General features: G+C 70.8%; 24 protein-coding genes. 17 read left to right on the forward strand and 7 right to left on the reverse strand.

Going from position 1 to position 22,854, the window contains the following annotated elements:
- Nucleotides 1-113 precede the first annotated feature (113 nt).
- The 8 genes from ACIQMX_RS32785 to ACIQMX_RS32820 all read left to right on the forward strand — a co-directional run bounded on the left by ACIQMX_RS32785 (nucleotide 114) and on the right by ACIQMX_RS32820 (nucleotide 6,991).
- Entirely contained in the window at nucleotides 114-758 is a 645-nt protein-coding gene (locus ACIQMX_RS32785; protein ID WP_363078911.1) for an HAD family hydrolase, read from the forward strand.
- A gap of 42 nt (nucleotides 759-800) precedes the next feature.
- Nucleotides 801-2,006, forward strand: a complete 1,206-nt coding sequence (locus ACIQMX_RS32790) for an MFS transporter (protein ID WP_363078910.1) — start codon at nucleotides 801-803, stop codon at nucleotides 2,004-2,006.
- Entirely contained in the window at nucleotides 1,975-3,147 is a 1,173-nt protein-coding gene (locus tag ACIQMX_RS32795) for an acetoin utilization protein AcuC (RefSeq protein WP_402483619.1), read from the forward strand. Before ACIQMX_RS32790 ends, ACIQMX_RS32795 begins: the two co-directional genes overlap by 32 nt.
- Before the next feature lie 93 nt (nucleotides 3,148-3,240).
- The gene (locus ACIQMX_RS32800) at nucleotides 3,241-4,056 is read left to right on the forward strand and encodes a phosphatase (RefSeq protein WP_402483622.1); all 816 of its coding nucleotides are present in this window, start codon (nucleotides 3,241-3,243) and stop codon (nucleotides 4,054-4,056) included.
- A 128-nt stretch (nucleotides 4,057-4,184) separates the two neighbouring features.
- Nucleotides 4,185-4,397 (forward strand): helix-turn-helix domain-containing protein, encoded by a 213-nt coding sequence (locus ACIQMX_RS32805; RefSeq protein WP_123460011.1) that lies wholly within the window; start codon nucleotides 4,185-4,187, stop codon nucleotides 4,395-4,397.
- A 110-nt stretch (nucleotides 4,398-4,507) separates the two neighbouring features.
- A complete protein-coding gene (locus tag ACIQMX_RS32810; protein ID WP_003948845.1) occupies nucleotides 4,508-4,606 on the forward strand; it encodes a 30S ribosomal protein bS22 in 99 nt (32 codons plus the stop codon).
- Nucleotides 4,607-4,849: 243 nt separating this feature from the next.
- The gene (locus tag ACIQMX_RS32815; RefSeq protein WP_363078907.1) at nucleotides 4,850-5,947 is read left to right on the forward strand and encodes an NAD-dependent epimerase/dehydratase family protein; all 1,098 of its coding nucleotides are present in this window, start codon (nucleotides 4,850-4,852) and stop codon (nucleotides 5,945-5,947) included.
- A gap of 15 nt (nucleotides 5,948-5,962) precedes the next feature.
- The gene (locus ACIQMX_RS32820) at nucleotides 5,963-6,991 is read left to right on the forward strand and encodes a lysophospholipid acyltransferase family protein (protein ID WP_363078906.1); all 1,029 of its coding nucleotides are present in this window, start codon (nucleotides 5,963-5,965) and stop codon (nucleotides 6,989-6,991) included.
- Nucleotides 6,992-7,160: 169 nt separating this feature from the next.
- Here ACIQMX_RS32820 and ACIQMX_RS32825 read toward each other — a convergent pair whose 3' ends face one another.
- The 3 genes from ACIQMX_RS32825 to ACIQMX_RS32835 form a co-directional block, all read right to left on the reverse strand.
- Entirely contained in the window at nucleotides 7,161-8,357 is a 1,197-nt protein-coding gene (locus ACIQMX_RS32825) for a DUF5667 domain-containing protein (RefSeq protein ID WP_363078905.1), read from the reverse strand.
- A gap of 220 nt (nucleotides 8,358-8,577) precedes the next feature.
- Entirely contained in the window at nucleotides 8,578-9,354 is a 777-nt protein-coding gene (locus tag ACIQMX_RS32830; protein ID WP_024490754.1) for an ECF subfamily RNA polymerase sigma factor, BldN family, read from the reverse strand.
- Nucleotides 9,355-9,728: 374 nt separating this feature from the next.
- On the reverse strand, nucleotides 9,729-10,673 hold the full coding sequence (locus ACIQMX_RS32835) for an HAD-IB family hydrolase (protein WP_363068807.1): 945 nt from the start codon (nucleotides 10,671-10,673) through the stop codon (nucleotides 9,729-9,731).
- A gap of 149 nt (nucleotides 10,674-10,822) precedes the next feature.
- On the opposite strand from ACIQMX_RS32835, the gene ACIQMX_RS32840 reads away from it, so the two are divergent.
- The 6 genes from ACIQMX_RS32840 (at nucleotide 10,823) to hemB (ending at nucleotide 17,389) form a co-directional block, all read left to right on the forward strand.
- Complete coding sequence (locus tag ACIQMX_RS32840; RefSeq protein ID WP_402483629.1) at nucleotides 10,823-11,098, forward strand: glutaredoxin family protein; 276 nt, start codon at nucleotides 10,823-10,825, stop codon at nucleotides 11,096-11,098.
- A 272-nt stretch (nucleotides 11,099-11,370) separates the two neighbouring features.
- Entirely contained in the window at nucleotides 11,371-12,144 is a 774-nt protein-coding gene (locus ACIQMX_RS32845; protein ID WP_219573193.1) for a redox-sensing transcriptional repressor Rex, read from the forward strand.
- Entirely contained in the window at nucleotides 12,141-13,628 is a 1,488-nt protein-coding gene (locus ACIQMX_RS32850; protein ID WP_402483632.1) for a glutamyl-tRNA reductase, read from the forward strand. The genes ACIQMX_RS32845 and ACIQMX_RS32850 overlap by 4 nt, the downstream gene beginning before the upstream one ends.
- Nucleotides 13,625-14,611, forward strand: coding sequence for a hydroxymethylbilane synthase (hemC, locus tag ACIQMX_RS32855; protein WP_363068814.1), 987 nt, complete (start codon nucleotides 13,625-13,627; stop codon nucleotides 14,609-14,611). Before ACIQMX_RS32850 ends, hemC begins: the two co-directional genes overlap by 4 nt.
- Complete coding sequence (locus tag ACIQMX_RS32860; protein WP_363068816.1) at nucleotides 14,608-16,275, forward strand: bifunctional uroporphyrinogen-III C-methyltransferase/uroporphyrinogen-III synthase; 1,668 nt, start codon at nucleotides 14,608-14,610, stop codon at nucleotides 16,273-16,275. The genes hemC and ACIQMX_RS32860 overlap by 4 nt, the downstream gene beginning before the upstream one ends.
- Before the next feature lie 115 nt (nucleotides 16,276-16,390).
- Nucleotides 16,391-17,389 carry a porphobilinogen synthase gene (hemB, locus tag ACIQMX_RS32865; protein ID WP_402483636.1) on the forward strand — a complete coding sequence of 333 codons (999 nt, stop codon included), beginning with the start codon at nucleotides 16,391-16,393 and terminating at the stop codon, nucleotides 17,387-17,389.
- Between the two features lie 29 nt (nucleotides 17,390-17,418).
- On the opposite strand, the gene ACIQMX_RS32870 is transcribed toward hemB, so the two are convergent.
- Complete coding sequence (locus ACIQMX_RS32870; protein WP_402483639.1) at nucleotides 17,419-17,658, reverse strand: DUF397 domain-containing protein; 240 nt, start codon at nucleotides 17,656-17,658, stop codon at nucleotides 17,419-17,421.
- On the reverse strand, nucleotides 17,655-18,479 hold the full coding sequence (locus tag ACIQMX_RS32875; protein ID WP_402483642.1) for a Scr1 family TA system antitoxin-like transcriptional regulator: 825 nt from the start codon (nucleotides 18,477-18,479) through the stop codon (nucleotides 17,655-17,657). The genes ACIQMX_RS32870 and ACIQMX_RS32875 overlap by 4 nt, the downstream gene beginning before the upstream one ends.
- A gap of 113 nt (nucleotides 18,480-18,592) precedes the next feature.
- Between ACIQMX_RS32875 and ACIQMX_RS32880 the strand changes: the two genes are divergently transcribed.
- A complete protein-coding gene (locus tag ACIQMX_RS32880) occupies nucleotides 18,593-18,988 on the forward strand; it encodes an ATP-binding protein (protein WP_363068823.1) in 396 nt (131 codons plus the stop codon).
- Between the two features lie 46 nt (nucleotides 18,989-19,034).
- Nucleotides 19,035-19,466, forward strand: coding sequence for a DUF3224 domain-containing protein (locus ACIQMX_RS32885; RefSeq protein ID WP_402483646.1), 432 nt, complete (start codon nucleotides 19,035-19,037; stop codon nucleotides 19,464-19,466).
- Here ACIQMX_RS32885 and ACIQMX_RS32890 read toward each other — a convergent pair.
- Together ACIQMX_RS32890 and ACIQMX_RS32895 are read right to left on the reverse strand one after the other, a co-directional pair.
- Entirely contained in the window at nucleotides 19,460-20,194 is a 735-nt protein-coding gene (locus ACIQMX_RS32890; protein ID WP_402483649.1) for a DUF4232 domain-containing protein, read from the reverse strand. The genes ACIQMX_RS32885 and ACIQMX_RS32890 overlap by 7 nt on opposite strands.
- A gap of 50 nt (nucleotides 20,195-20,244) precedes the next feature.
- Nucleotides 20,245-20,997: a DUF4232 domain-containing protein gene (locus ACIQMX_RS32895; protein WP_402483651.1), complete on the reverse strand. Its 753-nt coding sequence runs from the start codon at nucleotides 20,995-20,997 to the stop codon at nucleotides 20,245-20,247.
- A 416-nt stretch (nucleotides 20,998-21,413) separates the two neighbouring features.
- Between ACIQMX_RS32895 and ACIQMX_RS32900 the strand changes: the two genes are divergently transcribed.
- Nucleotides 21,414-22,841 carry a helix-turn-helix domain-containing protein gene (locus ACIQMX_RS32900; protein WP_402483654.1) on the forward strand — a complete coding sequence of 476 codons (1,428 nt, stop codon included), beginning with the start codon at nucleotides 21,414-21,416 and terminating at the stop codon, nucleotides 22,839-22,841.
- The last annotated feature ends 13 nt before the right edge of the window (nucleotides 22,842-22,854 follow it).

Here is a 22,854-nt window from a genome sequence, read left to right on the forward strand (position 1 = left end):
TGCAGGGGGGACCCTGTGGGAGAGTAGGACGCCGCCGAACTCCTTTTGATAGTTAAGCCCCGTGCCCTTGTGGCACGGGGCTTTTCTGCGTTCCGACCGTTTAAGGTCGTGGCATGCGCTACGAACTGGTCATCTTCGACAACGACGGTGTGCTCGTGGACAGCGAGCCGATCTCCAACACCATCCTGGCCGGCTACCTCACCGAGCTCGGCCACCCCACCTCGTACGAGGAGTCCCTCCGGGACTACATGGGGTCCGCCGTGCACCGGGTGCACGACCTCATCGAGGAGCGGGGCGGGGAGAAGCTGCCCGCGGACTTCGACGACACGCTCCACGCGCGGATCTTCGCCGCGTTCGAGCGGGAGCTGGTGCCCGTTCCCGGCGTGGAGGAGGTGCTGGGAGAGCTCGTCGCCGACGGGATCCCGTACTGCGTGGCCTCCTCCAGCAGCCACGAGCGGATCCGGGTGAGCCACCGCAGCACAGGGCTCGACCAGTGGTTCGAGGAGGAATGGATCTTCTCGGCCGAGGACGTGGGCCGGGGCAAGCCGGCGCCGGACCTGTTCCTCCTCGCCGCCGAACGGATGGGGGTCGCTCCCGAACGGTGCGTCGTCATCGAGGACAGCCCGCTCGGCGTGGAGGCGGCCAGGGCCGCCGGCATGGACGTGTACGGGTTCACGTCGATGATGCCGGCGGACCGGCTGGCCGGGGTGACCGGGCATTTCTCCGACATGGGACAGCTGCGGGAATTGCTTGCCTGACGCGTCTACCCATGGGTAGAGAGTGGCTCTACGCTCGCGCCCATGACAGATGCACGTTTGCGGCACGGCAGAGCCTCCCTTGCGTTGAGTTTCTTCGTGCAGGGAGTCACCTTCGCTCTCCTCGTGACCCGGATCCCCGCCATTCAGGACCGGTACGGGATATCCGACGGCCTGCTGCCCGTGTTCCTGGCCGCCGTGCCGATCCTGGCCGGTGTGGGCAGCGTGGTGACCGAGAAGGTGGTCGCGCGGGTGCGCCCGAGGGTCGTCCTGCGGTGGGCACAGCCCGTCGTGCTGCTTGCGCTGCTCGGCGTCGGTGCCGGGAGCGAGGTGTGGGAAGCGGCCCTGGCGCTCGGAGTGTTCGGGCTGTCCGTGGGTGCGCTGGACGCCTCCATGAACATGATGGGGGTCAGTCTCCAGCGGGCGTACGGGCGTTCCATCATGCTCGGCTTCCACGCCGCGTACAGCCTGGGCGGGATCGCCGGGGCGTCCATGGCGTGGGCCGGAGCCCACTGGGACCTCTCGCTGCTGGTCTCGTACCTTCCCGTGGTCGTCGTGCTGCTGCCCGTCGCGTTCGTCGGGAGCCGGTGGTACGTCGAGGGCGGGCAGGAGGACGAGCAGCCGCAGGGTGCGGCGCGGGGTGCGGCCGGGTCGGTCTCGTTCAAGCTGCTGATGCCGCTCTGTCTGGTGATGTGTTTCGCGTACATCGGGGATTCGACGGTCTCGAACTGGAGCGCGAAGTATCTGCAGGATGTGCTGGGGAGTTCGGAGCAGCTGTCGACCGTCCCGTACAACGTGTACATGGTGACGACGCTGCTCGGGCGGGCCGTCGGGGACTTCGGGGTGCGGCGGTTCGGTGCGGTGGCCGTGGTGCGGTCGGGGAGTGTGCTGGCGGCGGCCGGGTTCGGGGTGGTGGCCGTGGCGGGCGGGGCCTGGGTCGGGATGCTGGGGTTCACGATGCTGGGGCTCGGGCTCTGTGTGATCGTGCCGCAGACGTTCGCGGCCGCGGGGCGGATGTTCCCCGGGGCGAGCGACACCGCGATCGCGCGGCTGAACATCTTCAACTACGTGGGGTTCCTCGTGGGCTCGCCCCTGGTGGGGGCGCTCGGGGACGCGTGGAGCTACCGGGGCGCGATGCTCGTGCCGATGGTGCTGGTGCTCGCGACGCTGGTGTACGCCAAGTCGTTCGGCGCGGAGCCCGCCCGATACGGTGGCGGGCATGAGCGGCCGCGCACAGTTGATGTGGGATGACGCAGTAACGGGATACGACTTCGGGGACAGTCATCCCATGGACCCGGTCAGGCTCGCCCTGACGATGGGTCTGGTACGGGCGTTCGGTCTGGACCGGGCGGTGGATGTCGTGGCGGCCAAGGCGGCCGGGGAGTCGACGCTGCGGCTGGTGCACCGGTCGGACTACGTGGCGGCCGTGCGGGCCGCGTCCGCCGATCCGCGGGCCGCTGACCAGAGCTACGGGATCGGGACGACGGACGATCCGGCGTTCGCCGGGATGCACGAGGTGTCGGCGCTGATCGCCGGGCAGTCGGTGGCGGCGGCCGAGGCCGTGTGGCGGGGCGAGACCGGGCACGCCGTGAACTTCTCCGGCGGCCTCCACCACGCGATGCCCGGCGGGGCCGCGGGTTTCTGCATCTACAACGATCCGGCGCTCGCCATCGCCCGGCTGCTGGAGCTGGGGGCGGAGCGGGTCGCGTACGTCGATGTGGACGTGCACCACGGTGACGGGGTGCAGGCGGCGTTCTGGGAGGACCCGAGGGTTCTGACCATCTCGCTGCACGAGCACCCGCGCACCCTTTTCCCGCAGACCGGGTGGCCGGAGGAGACCGGTGGCGGGGCGGGTGAGGGTGGTGCGGTCAATGTGGCGCTGCCGGCGGGTACGGGTGACGCGGGATGGCTGCGGGCGTTCCACGCGGTGGTGCCGGAGCTGCTGGCGGATTTCCGGCCGCAGGTCCTGGTGACGCAGCACGGGGCCGATACGCACTTCGAGGACCCGCTGGCCCATCTCGCGGTGTCGCTGGACGCGCAGCGGTCCGTGATGGCGGCCTGCCACGATCTGGCTCATGAGTACGCGGAGGGCGCGCGCTGGGTGGCGCTCGGCGGGGGCGGTTACGCGGTGGTGGACGTGGTTCCGCGGTCGTGGACGCATCTCGTCGGGATCGCCGCGCATGCGCCGGTGGATCCGGAGTCGGTGATCCCGTCGTCCTGGCGGGACGAGGTCTACGCCAGGACACGGCAGTTGGGGCCGGCCCGGATGACGGACGGGCGCACTCCGTCGTGGAAGGCGTGGGAGGACGGTTACGACCCCGCGGACCGGCTGGACCAGGCGGTGCTCGCGACCCGGCGTGCGGCGTTTCCGCTGCGGGGGCTGCTGACCTGACGGTCCGGGCTTGGCGCGTTCTGGTTGCGCCAACTGTGGGGCGTAATCCGGGTTTTGGCCCCTGGACGGCGGTGGTGGGGCAGCATCGGCAGGGTGTTGAGCACCGGAGCGCTGCGTGCGCATCTGCTGGCGGCCCGGCTGGCCGGGCCCGTGGCCACCTCGCGGGAGACGAGCCTGCGCAGTTATCGGCTGTTCGCGGCCAGGGATCCGCGGGTGACGCTCGGACTCGATCCCGGCCGGGTGTGGGGGGAGCGGGACCTGCTGCGGCTCATGGCCGACAGGTGCGGGGTCTCGGACGACCCGGCCCATGTGTCGGGTCCCGACGTGATCGATCCGGAGCGGACGATGGCGGGGCTGGACGCGTTTGCCGCGCGATTGTCGGACGCGGCGGTCCGGCGGGCGCCGGTGCTGTTCGGGACGGGGCATCCGCATCGGCTGATCGGCTTCTACGCAGCGCTGGCAGACGCGCTGTCGGCAGTCGGCTGTGCCGTACTCACTCCCGCGCAGGGGCGACGTATCGACATAACGACCCGGTTCGGGGTACGCACGTACCACCTCGACTACGTACGGGGAGTCGCGCTGGTGCGCGAACCCGGCGCGCAGGTGCCCGGCGGTGGTACCGGCGCACACACCCACTCACCGCTCCCGCTGAGGGTGGCCCTGGAGGCGGCCGTGGAGGCCCGCGGGCCGTTGCCGGAGCTGGTCGTGGGGGACCACGGCTGGGTCTGCGGGGCAGGTCAGCTGGGCATCGAGGCGATCGGGCTGGCGGATACGGACGATCCGGCGTTGTTCGTCGGGGAGGCGGAGGGCCGGGTGGCGGTCGCCGTTCCGCTCGATGACGGCGTGCGGTCCGCGTACTACCTGCCGCTGACGCGCTATGTGCTCAATCGGGCGTGTCTGTCACAGTAGGCGGCCGATCGTCTCTCCTCTTCCCCACTCGCATCACCCGCCCCTAATCTGGGGAGTGAGCGCACAACGACGAAGAGTCACCGGAGGGGAAGCCGGTGCGCGTCTCGTGCGGAAGGTACAGGTGGGTCATGGCTGCTGACAGCGAGAGGCCTCTCAACGAGGTCAAGTTTCTGACCGTGGCGGAAGTCGCCTCGGTCATGCGAGTGTCGAAGATGACCGTGTACCGCTTGGTGCACAGCGGTCATCTGCCGGCGATCCGGGTGGGCAGGTCCTTCCGGGTGCCGGAGCAAGCGGTTCACGAGTATCTCCGCGAGTCCTTCGTGGGGGTGGGGACGGCCTGACGTTCCCCTCGGATTACGTACCTCACGCGGTGGCGGGTAGGCTAGGCCGACGTAGGTCGTGTGGGCCCAGACGCCCCGCACCAGTGAAGAAGAAGTGAGCGAGGGTAGTCGTGGGCTCTGTTATCAAGAAGCGGCGTAAGCGGATGGCCAAGAAGAAGCACCGCAAGCTGCTCAAGCGCACGCGCGTTCAGCGTCGCAACAAGAAGTAAGCGAACGCAGTTCGTGAAATCCGCAGCCCTTTCGCCGATGAGGCGGGAGGGCTGCGGTGCTGTGCGGGCCCGGTACGCGGCGGTGCGGGCGGCGGGTGCGCACATTCGGGCCAAGACCGGCAGAACGCCGCCGCGCGGACGCCACAGGGCAACATCCACCCGCTACGGTGACGACCGGGGGAGTGCCTTTTCGCGGGCGCCCCTTCCACTCACCTCACGGGAGACCGAGGGAAGGCGCTGATCTTGGGGAAGGTCGTGCTCGTCACGGGAGCGGCCCGGCAGCTGGGCGGCAGGTTCGTGCGGCGCATCCAGCGTGAACCGGACGTGGACCGGGTGATCGCGGTCGACGCGGTCGAGCCCGGGCAGCGGCTGGGCGACGCCGTCTTCGTGCGCGCGGACATCCGCCAGCCCGCCATCGCCAGGGTCCTCGCCGAGCACATGGTCGACACGGTCGTGCACCTGGACGTCAGCGGCAAGGCGCTCGGGACCCAGGGGCGTACCGCGGTCAAGGAGACCAACGTCATCGGCACGATGCAGTTGCTCGGCGCCTGTCAGAAGGCGCCGTCGGTCCGGCGGATGGTGGTCAAGTCCAGTACGGGCGTGTACGGCTCCGCGCCCCGCGATCCGGCGGTCTTCCACGAGACGACCCCGCCCAAGTCGCTGCCCGGCGGCGGCTTCGCGAAGGACGCGGCGGAGGTCGAGGGGTACGTACGGGGCTTCGCGCGCCGCAGGCCGGACGTGGCCGTGTGCGTGCTGAGGTTCGCGAACATCCTGGGGCCCGACCCGGACTCGCCGCTCGCCGACTATCTGGCGCTGCCGGTCCTGCCGACGGTGTTCGGGTACGACCCGAGGCTCCAGTTCGTCCACGAGAACGACGTCCTCGACGTCCTCGGCATCGCCTCGGGCGAGCCGCGGCGCGGGACGCTGAACAGCGGCACGTTCAACATCGCGGGGGACGGGGTGCTGCTGCTCTCGCAGTGCGCGCGGCGGCTGGGCCGGCCGACGATGCCGCTGCTGCTGCCCGCGGTCACGTGGGTCGGGCAGGCCCTGCGTGCCGTCGGTATGGCGGACTTCTCGCCGGAACAGATCCGGCTGCTCACCCATGGCAGGGTGGTCTCCACGGTCCAGATGCGCGAGACGCTGGGCTTCCGGCCGAGGTTCTCCACGGCGGAGACCTTCGCCGAGTTCGCGCGCAGCCGGGGGCCGGGGCTGCTGCCGCCCGCGGCGGTGGGCCGGGCCGTCGACCGGCTGGCAGCGATGCCGTTCGCCGGGGGGACCGGCGGGGTCCCGGGAGGTACCGGGGCCGGCGGCGACACACATCCGACTCCGAGCGTCAGGTAGAGGAGCGCACCGACGATGGCGGATGCCAAGGTCATTCCGTTCGACGACGACCGTTCGCGGTCGGGGGGCATGTCGCGCGCCGCGCGCCGACGGCCCTCGGGACGCGGTACGGGGTCCGTCAGCGCCCTGCCCGGGCAGCCGGCGGCCGCGCTGCCGCCGGAAGGGCAGGAGGAGGCCGTGGGGGCCCCTGAGAGCGTGGCAGGCGGTGGCTGGGACCGGCGGATCGCGGGCGGGCTCGCGTTCCTGCGGCGGCGGGTCACGGGCGAGTACGACGTCGACGAGTTCGGCTACGACGAGGAGCTCACCGACCAGGTCCTGATGTCGATGCTGCGGCCGGTGTACGAGAAGTACTTCCGGGTCGAGGTGAAGGGCATCGAGAACATCCCGTCGGACGGCGGGGCGCTCATCGTGTCCAACCACTCGGGGACGCTGCCGCTGGACGGGCTGATGCTCCAGGTCGCGGTGCACGACAACCATCCGGCGGGGAGGCATCTGCGGCTGCTCGCGGCCGACCTCGTCTTCATGCTGCCCGTCGTGAACGAGCTCGCCCGCAAGGCGGGGCACACACTGGCCTGCGCGGAGGACGCGGAGCGGCTGCTGCGGCAGGGCGAGGTCGTCGGTGTGATGCCGGAGGGGTTCAAGGGCCTCGGGAAGCCGTTCGGCGAGCGGTACAAGCTGCAGCGCTTCGGGCGGGGCGGCTTCGTGTCCACGGCGTTGCGGGCCGGGGTGCCGATCGTGCCCTGCTCGATCGTGGGGGCGGAGGAGATCTACCCGATGATCGGCAACGCGAAGACGCTGGCGCGGCTGCTGGGCTTCCCGTACTTCCCGATCACTCCGACGTTTCCCTGGCTGGGACCGCTGGGGGCCCTGCCGTTGCCGACGAAGTGGACGATCCAGTTCGGTGAGCCGATTCCCACGGACGGGTATCCGATGGAGGCGGCGGAGGATCCGATGCTGATGTTCAATCTGACGGATCAGGTGCGGGAGCAGATTCAGCACTCGCTGTACAAGTTGCTGGTGCAGCGGCGGTCGGTGTTCTTCTGACGTTGCCCGCGGGGTGCCCGGGCGTGGGGCTTGTCCTCCATCGCCGGACGGGCTTGGGGCACCGGGGCGGACGTCTTGTCCTCAAGCGCCGGACGGGCTTGGTGGGGCCGGACGGGCTGTTGGGGTTGTGCTTGATGCCCGTGCTGATGCGGCCCGTCCGGCGGGCGGGTCAGTTCCTGTCGTCCTGCGCGTCGATTCCGAGGCCGCCGATCAGGCCGGGGATCAGGGGCGGCAGGGTGACGTCCGGTGACGGGGTCGTGCTCGGTGTGTCCTGTGACGGGGTGGTGGCTTCGGGGGACGGCGGGTCGAAGAGGCCGTCCGTGCCGCCGCCGATCAGGCCGTCCGCGGGGCTGCTGCCCGAGCCCGACGGACGGGGCGAGGAGCTCGTGCCCGTGCTGCTGTCCTGGGTGCCGGAGGGCGATGAGGGCGACGGGGCGTGCGAACGGTAGGACGGTGCCGAGCCGTTGCCGGCGGCGCCGGACTCCTTGGACCCGCTGTCCGTCTCCGGGGGGAGGGGGAGCAGGGACTGGAGTGGTTCGACCTCTTCGTCCATGGCCGCGAAGACCGAGCTCACCTGGTCGCCGATGTCCGTCAGCTGTACGGGGAGACGGTCGCGGAGGTTGACCCAGGTGTCGCGGTGGGATCGGGAGAAGGTGTCGAGTGCCTGGATGGGGCCGATCGCGCCGTCGCGTTCGTAGGCGGCGTGGAGCAGGCGGTGGCCCTCCGTGGCGTCGTGGGTCATGCCGTTGAGCGTGCGCCTGACCTCGCCGAGCTGCTCGTGGTCCAGGTCGCCGGAGCGGGCGCGTTCCATCAGCCTGCGGGCTTCGCTGAGCCGGGTCGAGGCCTGGTCCAGGTAGACCTCGCCGCGGTCGGCGTCGCCGTTGGCCAGGCCGAGGTGGATGTCCTCCATGCCGCGCTTCAGCCCGTAGAGGGAGTCACCGGGCAGGGCGTCGGAACTGGCAGCGGCCACTCCGCCGAAGGCTCCCGCTGCCACACCGACGGTGAGCCCGCCGGCCGCGAGGCCCTTCGTCCAGCGGGATCTGGGACGCAGTTTCCGGAGTGGCGAGGCCCGGTGGGCCCCCTTGCCCCGTTGTTCGGGCACCGTAGGGTCCGCGGACGCGCCGCCCTCGGCGAACATGGCCTCCATGGCGGCGACGAGCTGGGCTCGCTGCACCACTTTGACCTCGGGATCCAACTCCGGCTTCGGTAGCTCACCGAGGCCGTTCGCCAGGGCCAACAGCGTTCCGGGGGCGGCTTGTTCGGCCGGGTCCTCGGGCTGTACGGCCGCCGCACCGCGGAGCGACTGCTCCTCCAGGGCCTGGGCGAAGGCGTTCGCCCGCCGGTGTGCCGAAACATTTGCGATCACTGGCGGCACCTCCTCTCGTCATGACGGTCGACTCCCCTGTGGGTTCGGAAGGTTGCACACCTTGAGCACATCCACTCGATTGAGTGAGTGTCTGCGGACATGGGGTGACGACAGGGAGCCTGCAACCGGCACAACGAGCGGCGCGGCATTGGGGTTACGCACGAAAGATGATCGGACCAGTGCGTGATGAACATATCGCCGAGAGTGGCCCTGGGGTGGGTCAGCGGGCATCGTCCGGAAGGAGCCGGGCAAGGGTGCGGACGGCGCGGTACTGCAGGGTCTTGATCGCGCCCTCGTTCTTGCCCATCACCCGGGCGGTCTCGGCGACCGAGAGGCCTTGCAGGAAGCGCAGGGTCACGCATTCCTGCTGCTGGGGGTTGAGTCGCCGGACGGCCTGAAGCAGTGCGGCGTTGGAGAGGGACTCCAGGACGGAGTCCTCCGGGCTGCGCTCGACCTCGTTGGCGTCGAGCATCTCGCCCGTGGTCACCTCCAGCCGGAAGCGACTGGATTTGAAGTGGTCGGCGACCAGGTTGCGAGCGATGGTGACCAGCCAGGCGCCGAAATCGCGGCCCTGCCAGGTGAAGGTGGAGATGCGCCGCAGGGCCCGGAGGAAGGTCTCACTCGTGAGGTCCTCCGCCGTCGCCTTGCCGCCCACCCGGTAGTAGATGTAGCGGTACACGGTGTCGCTGTACTGGTCATAGAGGCGGCCGAAGGCGTCAGCCTCACCGGCCTGTGCGCGCTCGACGAGATCCATCATGCGCGCGCTGTCGCTGTCGGCGGTCGGCCGACGAACGGTGGACGTGGTCGTTGCGCCGCGGTTGCTGCGTCTTCCGACCGCCGCGCCGCGTTCGGCCAGGGCGTAGCAGGGGCCGGCAGGTGCAGGGGTGGCAAAGGCGGGTACGGCGTACGCGGTGGGGACGAAGCCGCGCAAGCGGTCGCCGACCGTTGCGCGCAGCGTAGCCAGGCCCGAGGCGTCAACCCCGACGTGTGGGTACACGGGACTCCCAGAGGCAGAGCTTCCATCACGTGCAGTGCGAAACCGTCACTCGTCGTAGTGAGTGATGGGTTCCGGAATGCGTCTGAGGAGAATAACGCTTCGTACAGGCAGTGCTACACCCAGTTGCTCAAATCATCGATTACGTCGCTTCTGTAGCGACTATGCGATGCATCAAGTAGCACATCGTGACCGGTTATTGATCGGATTACTTCGAGATCTGTCACAGGCCGCGACGGGTTGTGGCCGAGTCCGGGTAACCCGACTGGCCGGAGCGGTCGGTGGGTATGGGGTCCCGATTGGCGGCCGGGGCCGGGCGTGGCCCGGCCCCGGCAGGCCGCAGGTCAGCGGCGGCGGCAGTGGTGCGGGGCCGCGGGTCAGTGGCGGCGGCGGTGCAGGGCGACGGCCGCGGCCGTGCCGCCGGCGAGGGCGCCCACGCCGGCCGCGGCCGGGATGCCGACCTTGGCGGCCTTGCGGCCGGTCCGGTAGTCGCGCAGCCGCCAGTCCCGGGCGCGTGCGTGCTTGCGGAGCTTGGTGTCCGGGTTGATCGCGTACGGGTGCCCGACCAGGGACAGCATCGGGATGTCGTTGTGCGAGTCGCTGTACGCCGCGCAGCGGGCCAGGTCCAGGCCCTCGGCCGCGGCCAGGGCGCGTACCGCCTCGGCCTTCGCGGGGCCGTGCAGGGGTTCGCCGACCAGGCGTCCGGTGTAGACGCCGTCGACCGATTCGGCGACGGTGCCCAGCGCGCCGGTCAGGCCGAGCCGGCGGGCGATGATCGTGGCGGTCTCCACCGGGGCGGCGGTGACCAGCCAGACCTTCTGGCCGGCGTCGAGGTGGGCCTGGGCGAGCGCGCGGGTGCCGGGCCAGATGCGGTCGGCCATGTACTCGTCGTAGATCTCCTCGCCGATCGACATCAGCTCGGAGACGCGATGACCCTTGACGATGGACAGGGCGCTGTCGCGGGCGTCCTGCATGTGTTCGGGATCCTCGACGCCGGCCAGCCTGAACCAGGCCTGCTGCCAGGCGAACCGGGTGAGCTCGCGGCGCTCGAAGAACTTCCGCTTGTAGAGGCCGCGGCCGAAGTGGAAGATCGCGGCGCCCTGCATCACGGTGTTGTCGAGGTCGAAGAAGGCGGCGGCCCGGTCGTCGCCGACGACGGGGAATTCGGGTTCCCCGTCCGGCGTGGCGTCGTCCTCGGCGCCGGCGGACTGCTCGGCGGCGAGCGAGGACTTCCGTGCTGCCTCCGCCGCCGCTTCGCCTGCCAGCACGCTGCGTGCTGTCGCGGAACGCCTACGCGGTGTGAGCCATCCAAGAGCGGCCATGCCGTGAGCATAACCAGTCACCCCGCCCCTTCCCGACCTGCCGGGATGCGGCGGCGTGAACTCTCGGAGACCGACGCGTTAAACGGGCGATTCCCGGGCGTACCGGTTCACGGGCGGAAGGGGCCCGGGGGCGGCGCAGAATGAGAGGTATGAGTGCCCTGCTGCGTCGTACGAAGAAGAAGCCCGCCGACCGCGTGGTGACCCTGGTCGGGAAGCCGGGGTGTCACCTCTGTGACGACGCCAGGGAGGTGGTGCGCGCGGTCTGCGAGGAGACCGGCGCGTCCTGGGAGGAGAAGGACATCACCCGGGACGAGGAGCTCTACAAGGAGTACTGGGAGCAGATTCCCGTGGTGCTCGTAGATAACGAACAGCACACGTTCTGGCGGGTGGACCCGGTAAGACTGCGCAGCGCGCTGCTTTCCTGAGCGAAACCTGGTTACCATCATGGGCGTTTTGAGTGGTCTCGGGGGCGTGGCTGTGAGGAGTGTGTTCCGCTTTGCCCCCTTCGGGCCTGCAACGGGCTGATGCGATCCGTGGTTCCTGGATCGCGCGACGAGTGCGCGTGACCCCGGTCACTTTGACCGGACAAAACGGACACTATCTTTGTGCACGCGTTCACAAAGACATAGCCTGCATTCGACGGGGCGGTCTTGGGACATACGGCCGCCTGCAGCCCCGCTCATCCCGCAGGAGCACCGTGGCAACTGGCCGAAATCACCGACCGGCGACCCGTAGCCGAGGAATTCCCGAGGCCACCGTCGCCCGACTTCCGCTGTATCTCCGTGCGCTGACCGCGCTCTCCGAGCGCTCGGTCCCCACGGTCTCCTCCGAGGAGCTCGCCGCGGCGGCGGGGGTCAACTCCGCGAAGCTGCGCAAGGACTTCAGCTACCTCGGTTCGTACGGGACCCGCGGCGTCGGCTACGACGTCGAGTACCTCGTCTACCAGATCTCGCGCGAGCTCGGCCTCACCCAGGACTGGCCGGTCGCCATCGTCGGCATCGGCAACCTCGGCGCGGCCCTCGCCAACTACGGCGGCTTCGCCTCCCGGGGCTTCCGGGTCGCCGCGCTGATCGACGCCGATCCCGCGATGGCCGGAACGCCGGTCGCCGGGATCCCCGTCCAGCACGCCGACGACCTGGACCGCATCATCAGCGAGAACGGCGTCTCGATCGGCGTCATCACGACCCCGCCCGGCGCCGCCCAGCAGGTCTGCGACCGGCTCGTCGCCGCGGGCGTCACCTCCATCCTGAACTTCGCCCCGACCGTGCTCTCGGTGCCCGACGGCGTCGACGTGCGCAAGGTCGACCTCTCCATCGAGCTGCAGATCCTCGCCTTCCACGAGCAGCGCAAGGCCGGCGAGGAGGCCGCTTCCGCCGACAGCGGACCCGACCCGGCCGCGCCGCCCGTGCGCGCCGCGACCAGCAGCCGGAAGGGACCCGACGGGGACATGCCCGCCGTGATGCCGGCATGAGTCTCCTTGTCGTAGGGCTGAGCCACCGCAGCGCCCCCGTCTCCGTGCTGGAGCGGGCCTCGCTGTCCGCCGACAGCCAGGCCAAGCTGCTGCAGGACACCCTCGCCGCGGAGCCCGCGGCCGAGGCCGCCGTCCTCGCCACCTGCAACCGCATCGAGCTGTACGCCGACGTGGACAAGTTCCACGCGGGCGTCGCCGAGCTGTCCACGCTGCTCGCCCAGCACAGCGGCGTCGGCCTGGACGAACTCACTCCGTATCTCTATGTGCACTACGAGGACCGGGCCGTCCACCACCTGCTCTCGGTGGCCTGCGGACTGGACTCGATGGTCGTGGGCGAGGGCCAGATCCTCGGCCAGATCAAGGACGCGCTGGCGCTGGGACAGGAGCTCCACACCGCCGGCCGGCTGCTGAACGACCTCTTCCAGCAGGCCCTGCGGGTCGGCAAGCGGGCCCACAGCGAGACCGGGATCGACCGGGCCGGGCAGTCGCTCGTCACCTTCGGCCTGGAACAGCTCGCCGACGGCCGCGATCCGGCGGCCTGGGCGAAGGGCAAGCGCGCCCTGGTGATCGGCGCGGGCTCGATGTCCTCGCTGGCCGCCGCGACCCTGGCCCGAGCCGGTGTCGCCGAGATCGTCGTCGCCAACCGCACCCGCGCCCGCGCCGACCGCCTGGTCGAGATCCTGGGCCAGGCCGACGGGACCGGCGTGGCCGCCCACGCCGTGGACATGGCCGCCGTCTCCGACGAACTGACACGTGCCGACGTCGTCGTCTCCTGCACCGGCGCCACCGGGCTCGTCCTGAGCGCCGAGGCCGTCGCCGGAGCGCTCGGGCTGGACCCGGCCCCCGCGCACGAGGCGCCCGCCGCGTCCGCGCCCGTCGAGCCGGACGCGCAGCACGCCGCGTGGGTGGAGAACGGCTCCGCCACCGCGACCGCGCAGGCCCGCGCCGTCCGCCGGATCCCGGCCCAGTCCACCGGCCCCGTCCGGCTCGCCCTGCTGGACCTCGCCATGCCGCGCGACATCGACGGCGGCGCCGCCCGCCTCGACGGTGTGCGCCTCGTCGACATCGAGTCGCTCGCGGAGGCGTCCGCGGACGCCCCGATGGCCGTCGATGTGGACCAGGTGCGCAGCATCGTCGCCGACGAGGTCGCCGCCTTCGGCGCCGCCCAGCGCGCCGCCCATGTCGCTCCCACCGTCGTCGCCCTGCGCACGATGGCAGCCGGAGTGGTCGCGGGCGAGATCGCACGCCTGGAGGGCCGCCTCCCCGACCTGGACGAGAAGCAGCGCGCCGAGATCTCGCAGACCGTGCGCCGCGTCGTCGACAAGCTCCTGCACGCGCCCACCGTGCGGGTCAAGCAGCTCGCCAGCGAGCCCGGCGGCGCCGGGTACGCCGATGCGCTGCGGGAACTCTTCGACCTCGACCCGCAGACGGTCGCCGCCGTCTCCCGGGCAGACCTGAACGACCCGAATCGAGGGCGGTCATGACCGACAACTCACCCCTGGGCGCGGGGTCAACCCAGCCGCTGCGGCTGGGGACCCGGCGCAGCAAGCTCGCCATGGCGCAGTCCGGCCTGGTGGCCGACGCGGTCAGCGAGGTGACCGGGCGCGCCGTCGAACTCGTCGAGATCACCACGTACGGGGACACCTCCCGCGAGCACCTCGCGCAGATCGGCGGCACCGGCGTCTTCGTCGCCGCGCTGCGCGACGCGCTCCTGCGCGGCGAGGTGGACTTCGCCGTCCACTCGCTCAAGGACCTGCCGACCGCACAGCCCGAGGGCCTCGTACTGGCCGCCGTGCCGGTGCGCGAGGACCCGCGTGACGCCCTGGTGGCGCGCGACGGGCTGACCTTCGAGCAGCTGCCTTCCGGCGCCCGCGTCGGCACCGGCTCGCCGCGCCGCATGGCGCAGCTCAACGCGTACGCCCGCAGTCACGGCCTCGACATCGAGACCGTGCCGATCCGCGGCAACGTCGATACGCGTATCGGATTCGTACGAAGCGGTGAACTCGACGCGGTGGTACTCGCCGCGGCCGGGCTCAGCCGCCTCGGACGGAGCGGTGAGGTGACCGACTTCCTGTCGGTCGACACCGTTCTGCCCGCTCCCGGCCAGGGAGCACTGGCGATCGAGTGCGCTGCCGGCAGCGCCGACCTCGCCGCCGCGCTCGCCGAGCTCGACGACCCGTACACCCGGGCCGCCGTGACCGCCGAGCGTTCCCTGCTCGCCGCCCTGGAGGCCGGCTGCTCCGCACCTGTGGGTGCGCTGGCCGACCTCCTGGCCGACGGCCAGGCTGTCAACGAACTGCGCCTGCGCGGTGTCGTCGGTTCCACCGACGGTTCCTCGCTGGTACAGATGTCCACCACCGGTCCCGTCCCCACGTCGCATGACGACGCGGCGGCCCTCGGTCGCGAACTCGCGGCCGAGATGCTCGCCAAGGGTGCGGCCGGTCTTATGGGGGAGCGAGCACTTTGAGCCCCACCGGCCACGCCGCATCCGATTTCCCGGTCCTGTCCGCAGGGCACGTCACCTTCCTCGGCGCCGGTCCCGGCGACCCGGGACTGCTGACTCTGCGCGCCGTCGAGGCGCTTGCGAGCGCGGACGTTCTTGTCGCCGAGCCAGACGTTCTCGGCGTCGTCCGCTGCCATGCGCGGGCAGGCGTAAGCACGCCTGAGCTGACGGTTGTTGACGCGCAGTCAACAGCCGCCGGTGTTCCCGTTCTCAGGGATGCGGTCAATCTTGTCATGGAGGCCGCGAAGGGCGGCAGGCGGGTCGTCCGTGCCGTTTCGGGCGACCCCGGTCTCGACGGCAGCGCGGGCGGCGAGATGCTGGCCTGCGCCGCCGCGGGCATTCCGTTCGAGGTCGTGCCGGGCGTCGCCAACGCCGTGGGCGTGCCCGCGTACGCCGGGGTGCCGCTGCGCGACGCGCAGGGCGCGGACGTCCGCTTCATCGACGCCCGTACCGCCTCGGACCGCTGCTGGAGCGAGGTCGGCGCGAGCGACTCCACGTGTGTGATCTCGACGCAGCTCGACGCGGTGGCCGCGGCCGCCGGCGAGCTGGTCTCGGCGGGCCGCAAGCCCGACACCCCGCTGACCGTGACGGTCGCCGGCACGACGACGCGCCAGCGCACCTGGACGGCGACGCTCGGCACGATCGCCCAGGTCTTCAAGCAGGGCAAGATCCTGCCGTCGCCGGACGGGCACCAGCCCGTCATAGCCGTGGTCGGGGAGCGCAGCTCCGCCGCCCAGCGCGACCAGCTCGCGTGGTTCGAGTCCAAGCCGATGTTCGGCTGGAAGGTGCTCGTGCCGCGCACGAAGGAGCAGGCGGCGTCGCTCTCCGACCAGCTGCGTTCCTACGGTGCCGTGCCGCACGAGGTCCCGACGATCGCCGTCGAGCCGCCGCGGACGCCGCAGCAGATGGAGCGGGCGGTCAAGGGCCTGGTCACGGGCCGCTACGAGTGGATCGCGTTCACCTCGGTCAACGCCGTGAAGGCGGTCCGGGAGAAGTTCGAGGAGTACGGGCTCGACGCCCGTGCCTTCGCCGGGATCAAGGTCGCGGCCGTCGGCGAGCAGACCGCCGCCGCGCTCGTGGACTTCGGTGTGAAGCCGGACCTGGTGCCTTCGGGCGAGCAGTCCGCCGCGGGTCTGCTGGAGGACTGGCCGCCGTACGACCCGGTCTTCGACCCGATCGACCGTGTCTTCCTGCCGCGTGCCGACATCGCCACCGAGACGCTGGTGGCCGGTCTCATCGAGCTCGGCTGGGAGGTCGACGACGTCACCGCGTACCGCACGGTCCGCGCCTCGCCGCCGCCCGCCGACACGCGTGAGGCCATCAAGGGCGGCGGGTTCGACGCGGTGCTGTTCACCTCGTCCTCGACGGTGCGCAACCTCGTCGGCATCGCGGGCAAGCCGCACAACGTGACGATCATCGCGTGTATCGGCCCGGCCACGGCGAAGACCGCCGAGGAGCACGGCCTGCGCGTCGACGTCCTCTCCCCGGAGCCCTCGGTGCACAAGCTGGCCGAGGCCCTCGCCGAGTTCGGTGCCCAGCGCCGGGACGCGGCGAAGGAGGCCGGTGACCCGGTGACGCGGCCGAGCGAGCGCCGTCCGGGTGCGCGTCGGAGGCGTACGACGACCTGACCGGGCATGACGTGTGCGGGGCCCGGCTGCTTCTTCCCGAAGCGGCCGGGCCCCGGCCGTTTTCCCGGCACGGGTGTCGGTAAGAGCGTGATGTGTACGGGTCTAGTCTCGAAGGATGACTGTGTACGGAAACTTCCCCGGCTCTCGCCCCCGACGGCTGCGGACGACCCCCGTGATGCGGCGGATGGTCGCCGAGACACGGCTCGATGCGGCGAACCTGATCCTGCCCGCGTTCGTGCGCGAGGGCATCGACGCCCCGGTCGCCATCTCGGCCATGCCCGGCGTGCAGCAGCACACCCTGGACACCCTGCGGAAGGCCGCGGTCGACGCGGTCGCGGCGGGCGTCTCCGGGATCATGCTGTTCGGCGTGCCGCTGGACGAGAAGAAGGACGCCCGCGGCACGGCCGGCACCGACCCGGACGGCATCCTCCAGCTCGGTCTGCGCGCGGTGCGCGAGGAGGTCGGTGACGACCTCGTCGTCATGTCCGACCTCTGCCTGGACGAGACCACCGACCACGGCCACTGCGGTGTGCTGACCGAGGACGGCCGCGTCGACAACGACGCGACGCTGGAGCGGTACGCGGAGATGGCCCAGGTCCAGGCCGACGCGGGCGCCCATGTGGTCGGCCCCAGCGGCATGATGGACGGCCAGGTCGGCGTGATCCGCGACGCGCTGGACCAGACCGGGTACGAGGACGTGTCGATCCTCGCGTACACGGCGAAGTACTCCTCCGCCTTCTACGGCCCCTTCCGCGAGGCCGTCGGCTCCTCGCTCAAGGGCGACCGCAAGACGTACCAGCAGGACCCGGCCAACCTCCGCGAGTCGATGCGCGAGCTGGCGCTCGACCTCGCCGAAGGCGCGGACATGGTCATGGTCAAGCCGGCCGGACCGTACCTCGACGTCCTGGCGAAGGTCGCCGACTCGGTGGACGTGCCGGTCGCCGCGTACCAGATCAGTGGCGAGTACGCGATGATCGAGGCCGCCGCGGAGAAGGGCTGGATCGACCGGGACGCGGCGATCATGGAGAGCCTGACCGGCATTCGCCGGGCGGGCGCGCAGATGATCCTGACGTACTGGGCGACGGAGGTCGCGCAGAAGCTGCGCCGTTCCTGACGGGTTCGTCGGGGCCCGGCGGGGGGCGCTCAGGAACCGATGTGCGCGGCGAAGGCCGTCCAGGTGGCGGGGGCGAGGGTGAGCGTGGGGCCCTCGGGGTTCTTGGAGTCGCGGACGTGGACGGCGGCGGGGTGGGCGGCGATCTCGACGCAGGCGCCGCCCTGCTCGCTGCTGTAGCTTGACTTCCGCCAGTCGTAGGCGACTTCGAGGCACTCCCCGCCGTCGCTGCCGCTGTAGCTGGACTTGAACCACTCACGTGCGGTGCTCATAACTCTCCTAGCAGCCGGTCCAACAGGCCTTTTGTGTCCTCGATGTTGAGGGCCTGCGTTCGCAGCATCGCATACCGCTGCGCAAGGATGCTGATCTCATCGGGATCGGCAATGAGCTGGCTGCCACGTTGGCTTTCCGTATAGGCGATGCGTTGATAGTCCGGTGTTTCCAGCAGGATGAACGGGCCGTCGAGAGCAGCGTGAGTGGTCCGGGCCAGGGGCATGACCTGGAGTGTGATGCCTGGCGTGCCGGCGTAGACCCGCAGGTGCTGCAGCGTCTCGCGATACGACTCGTTTCCGCCGAGGCGGTCTCTGACGATGGCCTCGGAGATGACGAAACTGGTGGTGGGCGGCACGTCGCGGTGCAGGATTTCCTGCCGGTCCAGACGCTTGGCGACATGGGCGTCGATTTCCGCCCTGCTGAATGTGGGCACTCGGCTGCCGAACACGGCCCGTGCGTAGCGCTCGGTCTGGAGCAGACCCGGCAGGACCTGATTGGCGAAGAAGCAAAGGGCGAGCGCCTCCCGCTCCAGGTCCATGTACTCCTCCGCCCACGCCGGGATCAGGTCCACCTCCGGCATGTTCTCCACCGCCGTCGCCAGCGCCCCCTTCGTCTCCAGCAGGGTGTCCATGCGGCGGGCCAGCGGCAGTTGGAGGGCGCGTCTGCCCTGCTCGATGGAGGCGATGGTCTCCGGCTGGGTGCACGTCCGCTCGGCCAGTTGACGCTGGGTCATCCCGGCGGCGGTGCGGAACCGGGCGACCAGCGCGCCCACGAGCCTCATCGCCGACGCGTTCTTGCGCTGCCGCTTCCTGGGTTGCATACGGTCCCCACTTCCCGCCCGCGTCCGTACTTCACGCGCGCGCGACCCGTACAAGAAATCTGTACGGGCGCGCGCACTGCGACAGCCTAGTCACCGAGTGTGACGCTCGTTCCATGAACGAGACGATGCAACTCCCGCTGCTGCGCCAGCGGTTCTTCCGGCGGGAGCGCCGGTCGGTCCGGGAGGCCCGGGAGTTCGTACGGAGTGCCCTGGCCGACTGGGGGCTGGGCGAGGAGCGGGCGGACGAGGTGCTGGTGTGTGTGAGCGAGCTGGCCACCAACGCGCTGGTGCACGGGGTGCCGCCCGGGCGTGGGTACAAGCTGATGCTGTGGCTGCGGGACGAGGGCCGGGTCCGGGTCGAGGTGCACGACAGCGGCGACGGGGAGCCCGGGGTGCGGGAGCCCGACGGGGAGTCGGGGCGGGGGCTGGTGATCGTGGCGGCGCTGGCGGACCGGTGGGGAGTGGGCGAGCGGTCACCGGGGAAGATCGTGTGGTGCGAATTCGGCTGAGCGATCGGGCGGCGGCGCAGGCGCTTCGCTCCGTACGATCGACGCCATGAGAGCTTCCGGAACCTTCACCGTCACCTCCTTCGTCCCGGCCGACCTGAAGCCCGAACCCGAGGTGGCCACCGCACTCCCCGTCGGCGTCGCGACCATCGTGAAGAGCTTCGAGGGCGGGATCACGGGGCGTTCGACGACCCTGTTCACCGCCGCCTTCGACCAGGCCGCCGGAGCCGGTACCTACGTGGCGATGGAGTCCTTCGAAGGCGCGGTCGACGGCCGCGAGGGCACGTTCAACTTCGTGCATTCGGCCTCGACCAGCGGCGACGACCGCAGCAACGAGTTCTTCGCGATCGCCCCGTCCAGCGGAACCGGCGCGCTGGCCGGGATCCGCGGGGGCGGCGGGCTGGCCGTCGACGGGGACGGCACCCATCGGATCTGGTTCGACTTCGACTTCGACGCCGGCCCCGCAGCAGACGCTCAGTAGGTGAGCGCGTCCGCCATCTCGGTCTGCCAGTAGGTGACGAAGCCGTTGTCGTCCCAGGAGGTGCCGGACGGGAGCGTCAGGCTGACCGGGGTGCCCGTCGAGCCCTCGCCGCTCCTGGCGGAGAAGTAGACCTGAAGGCGCGTGGCTTCGCGCGGGGCCGGGCCGGCGCCGGGCTCTCCGGTCAGACCGATGGCGGCGTACGCGGACCCGCCCGGGTCGAGCGTCACGACGGCCTGGGGCTTGCTGTCGTCCAGGACCGGGAAGGCGGCCTGCGCGTCGTCGAAGCGGAGCGCCGGCGCGTAGTACGCGTAGCAGGGGCGGTCACCGGTGTTGGTGAGCGTCAGCAGCAGGTGGTTGAGGGGGCGGCTCACCGTGGTGACGGTGGTCCGGGTGTTCCCGCCGGTGCAGGTGGTGGGGGTGCGGTCGGGCTTCGTGGTGCTGCCGCTGCCTGTCCGCTTCGTGGAGCCGGTGGTGTTCTTCGCGTCGCTCCGGGCGGGAGGAGCGGCGGTGTCCTTCGAAGTGCCGCCCGTGTCGGGGGACTTCTGCTCCGGAGCGGCGGGCGCTGCCGGGGGCGGGGACTGCTTGGCGGCCTGGTGGGCGGCCGGAGCGGCCGATCCCGCCTCGGCGCTTTCGCTGCTGCCGTTCTCACTGCCGCACGCGGTGAGGGAGAGGGCGGCCAGGAGGGCGGTAGCGGCCAGGACGGTGGTGCGGATGCGGTTGCTGCGCATGGTGGTGCTCCCCGTGAAGTCGTGTGGTCGTGACGTGCGGTGATGGTGGATCAGTAGGTGAGGGCGTCGTCCATGCTCATCTGCCAGTAGGAGACGGTCAGGCTGCTGTCCACGTGGACGCTCTTGGAGAGCGGCACGCTGACCGAGGAGCCGGTGTTGTCGGAGTTGCCGTCGCGGTTCTGGAAGCTGACGCTCAGGTCCTTGGTCGAGTAGCCGTTCGAGCCGCTGCCGTCGGCCGCCGAGGTCATGACGCCGGCGTACGCGGACTCGCCCGGGTTGATGGTCACCACGGCCTGCGGCTTGCTGTCCTCGAAGGTGTTCGGCACGGACTGGGCCTCGCCGAACTTCAGGTACGGGTAGTAGTAGGCGTTGCAGGCCTTCGAACCGGTGTTGGTCATCGTGAGCAGCATGTGGTTGACGGGGCGGCTGATCTCGGTGATCGACAGCTTGGTGTTTCCTCCGGTGCAGGTCACCGTGGCCGCGTTGCCGTCGCCGCTCCCGCCGTTGCCGCTCCCGCCGTCGCCGTTGCCGTCCTTCGGCTTCGTGGTGGACGTGCCGCCGCCGGAGCCCGAACCGGTGGCGTCCTTGCCCTGGTCGGCGTCCGGGGCCGCCGTGTCCTGGTCGCCGGAGGCGCCGGAGTCCTTCGCCGGGGTCCGGGCGGACGAGCTCGGCGAAGCGGAAGCGAGGGCGTCGTACGGCTCGGGGTCGTCGCTCTGGCAGGCCGTCAGGGACAGGGAGGCGATCAGTGCGGCGGCGCCGAGGGCGGAGGTGCGGGCGGCGCGGCGGAAGGTGAGGGTACGCATGAGATGTATTCCGTTCGTCGAGTGGTGCGGAGTGTGGGGCGCCGCTTTGGCGCGCCGGGGCCTGGCCGGTGTACTGGACAATGACGTGCGGTCAGAGGTGCCACAGGAGTGCGATGACGGTCGCGACCGAGGCGATCAGAACTCCTGTGGCCACTGCGTCGGTCAGGCTGAGTTGAGGACGAGTACGCACGGCGGCTCCCGGAGACGGGCAGGTGGGTGGGTGTTACGAGTCGCGCTGCTCGCCCTTGCCGGGGTGCCGCTGCGGTGTGTTCCACCATCGTGTCCGGCCCGCGGATCCGGTGGCAACGGATCCCGGCCGGTACGGGACGCTGGAACGGAAACATGGCCTCTGACCTGCGACGACATCACCTGCCTGGGACGCCGTTCCGGGAGGGAATCAGAGGGGAACGGTCAGGGTGGGCACGGAGATCCAGGACTTCGCGGCATTGCTCAGGGGGCTGAAGGAGCGCTCGGGGCTGAGCTATGGAGCGCTGGCCCAGAAGCTGCACATGAGCACCTCCACGATTCATCGGTACTGCAACGGCGAGGCGGTCCCGCACGACTACGCGCCGGTCGAGCGCTTCGCGCGCGTGTGCCGTGCGACGGCGGACGAGTTGGTGGCGCTGCATCGGCAGTGGATCCTCGCCGACGAGGCGAAGCGGCGGGGATCCGCCCGGAAGACGGAGGCCGCCGGGGCGGCCGGGCCGGTGGCGGTGACGGGCCCGGACCTCGCGGCCCTGCCGCCGGAGCCGATGAGTCGTAAGGAGCCGGAGCCGGAGCCGGCGAACCGGCCCGAGCGGGAGCCGGAACCGGAACCTGTGCCGGAGACGGCCGCCGAGGACGTGACGCCGGATGCGCGCCCCGCCGCCCGTGCCGGGCGTCCCGGTCCGGGCCGGTTCGCCTCCAAGCGGCTGCGGGTCCTCCTCGCGACCACCGCGGTCGTGGCGCTCACCGTGCCCACGGCTCTGGCGATCAACCACTACTCGGGCGAGCGCACCCGCGAGGAGGGCATGGACACGCCCCGCAGCAGCGCACCGGTCACGCCGAGCCGTAGCGGCAGCCCGTCTCCGTCGCCGAGTCCTTCGAAGCCCTCGCCCTCCGCGACCAGCGGCTCCGCGTCACCCTCCGCCACGGCCGCGAAGTCCGCCACCCCCCGGGGCGCGGACGGGGACAAGGGGAAGGGGACCGGGTTCCAGGGGGTGCCGGTGACCGCCACTCTCAGTGCGTACAACTGGGACTGGCCGTGTGGTCAGTACTTCCTGCTCGACCGCGACCCCAAGGGCATGCCGCCGGTGCCCGACGCGGCGGACAGGGCCAGGCGCAACTGGGCGGCGCAGCTGGGCGGGGTGGACGCGGGGAAGATGCTGATCGAGCTGACCCTGCAGGGAGCGTCGCAGCAGGCGGTCGTCCTGAAGGCGCTCCATGTCCGGGTGGTGAAGCAGGAGGCCGCGACCGACTGGCCCGCGTACTCGATGGGGGAGGGCTGCGGGAGCGGTATCGCGCCGCAGACGTTCAACATCGACCTGGACGACGGCCAGCCCGTGTCGCGACCGGTCGCCGGCGAGGACGCGGGCAAGGTCGTTCCGGCGAAGAACTTCCCGTACCGGGTGAGCTCCACCGACGTGGAGGTGTTCCACCTTGACGCGCACACCGAGGACCACGATGTGACCTGGTACCTGGAGCTGGAGTGGTCCAGCGGGGACCGGAGCGGGATGGTGCGCATCGACGACAACGGCAAGCCGTTCCGTACGGCCGGTATGAGGAACCGGCCCGTGTACGAGTACCGGTCGGATACGGCCGAGTGGGAGGACATCTCGGATTCGCTGGAGGGGCAGGGCGGCTGACGGCGGCGGGACG

This window comes from Streptomyces sp. NPDC091416 (assembly GCF_044756845.1).
Classification (GTDB): Bacteria; Actinomycetota; Actinomycetes; order Streptomycetales; family Streptomycetaceae; genus Streptomyces.

Coding starts and splice junctions, on each gene's coding strand:
- ACIQMX_RS32785 (WP_363078911.1), top strand. CDS start 114: ATGCGCTACGAACTGGTCATCTTCGACAACGACGGTGTGCTCGTGGAC.
- ACIQMX_RS32880 (WP_363068823.1), top strand. CDS start 18,593: ATGAACGAGACGATGCAACTCCCGCTGCTGCGCCAGCGGTTCTTCCGG.
- hemB (WP_402483636.1), top strand. CDS start 16,391: ATGACTGTGTACGGAAACTTCCCCGGCTCTCGCCCCCGACGGCTGCGG.
- ACIQMX_RS32820 (WP_363078906.1), top strand. CDS start 5,963: ATGGCGGATGCCAAGGTCATTCCGTTCGACGACGACCGTTCGCGGTCG.
- ACIQMX_RS32890 (WP_402483649.1), bottom strand. CDS start 20,194: ATGCGCAGCAACCGCATCCGCACCACCGTCCTGGCCGCTACCGCCCTC.
- ACIQMX_RS32850 (WP_402483632.1), top strand. CDS start 12,141: ATGAGTCTCCTTGTCGTAGGGCTGAGCCACCGCAGCGCCCCCGTCTCC.
- ACIQMX_RS32835 (WP_363068807.1), bottom strand. CDS start 10,673: ATGGCCGCTCTTGGATGGCTCACACCGCGTAGGCGTTCCGCGACAGCA.
- ACIQMX_RS32790 (WP_363078910.1), top strand. CDS start 801: ATGACAGATGCACGTTTGCGGCACGGCAGAGCCTCCCTTGCGTTGAGT.
- ACIQMX_RS32885 (WP_402483646.1), top strand. CDS start 19,035: ATGAGAGCTTCCGGAACCTTCACCGTCACCTCCTTCGTCCCGGCCGAC.
- ACIQMX_RS32875 (WP_402483642.1), bottom strand. CDS start 18,479: ATGCAACCCAGGAAGCGGCAGCGCAAGAACGCGTCGGCGATGAGGCTC.
- ACIQMX_RS32895 (WP_402483651.1), bottom strand. CDS start 20,997: ATGCGTACCCTCACCTTCCGCCGCGCCGCCCGCACCTCCGCCCTCGGC.
- ACIQMX_RS32795 (WP_402483619.1), top strand. CDS start 1,975: ATGAGCGGCCGCGCACAGTTGATGTGGGATGACGCAGTAACGGGATAC.
- ACIQMX_RS32840 (WP_402483629.1), top strand. CDS start 10,823: ATGAGTGCCCTGCTGCGTCGTACGAAGAAGAAGCCCGCCGACCGCGTG.
- hemC (WP_363068814.1), top strand. CDS start 13,625: ATGACCGACAACTCACCCCTGGGCGCGGGGTCAACCCAGCCGCTGCGG.
- ACIQMX_RS32870 (WP_402483639.1), bottom strand. CDS start 17,658: ATGAGCACCGCACGTGAGTGGTTCAAGTCCAGCTACAGCGGCAGCGAC.
- ACIQMX_RS32805 (WP_123460011.1), top strand. CDS start 4,185: ATGGCTGCTGACAGCGAGAGGCCTCTCAACGAGGTCAAGTTTCTGACC.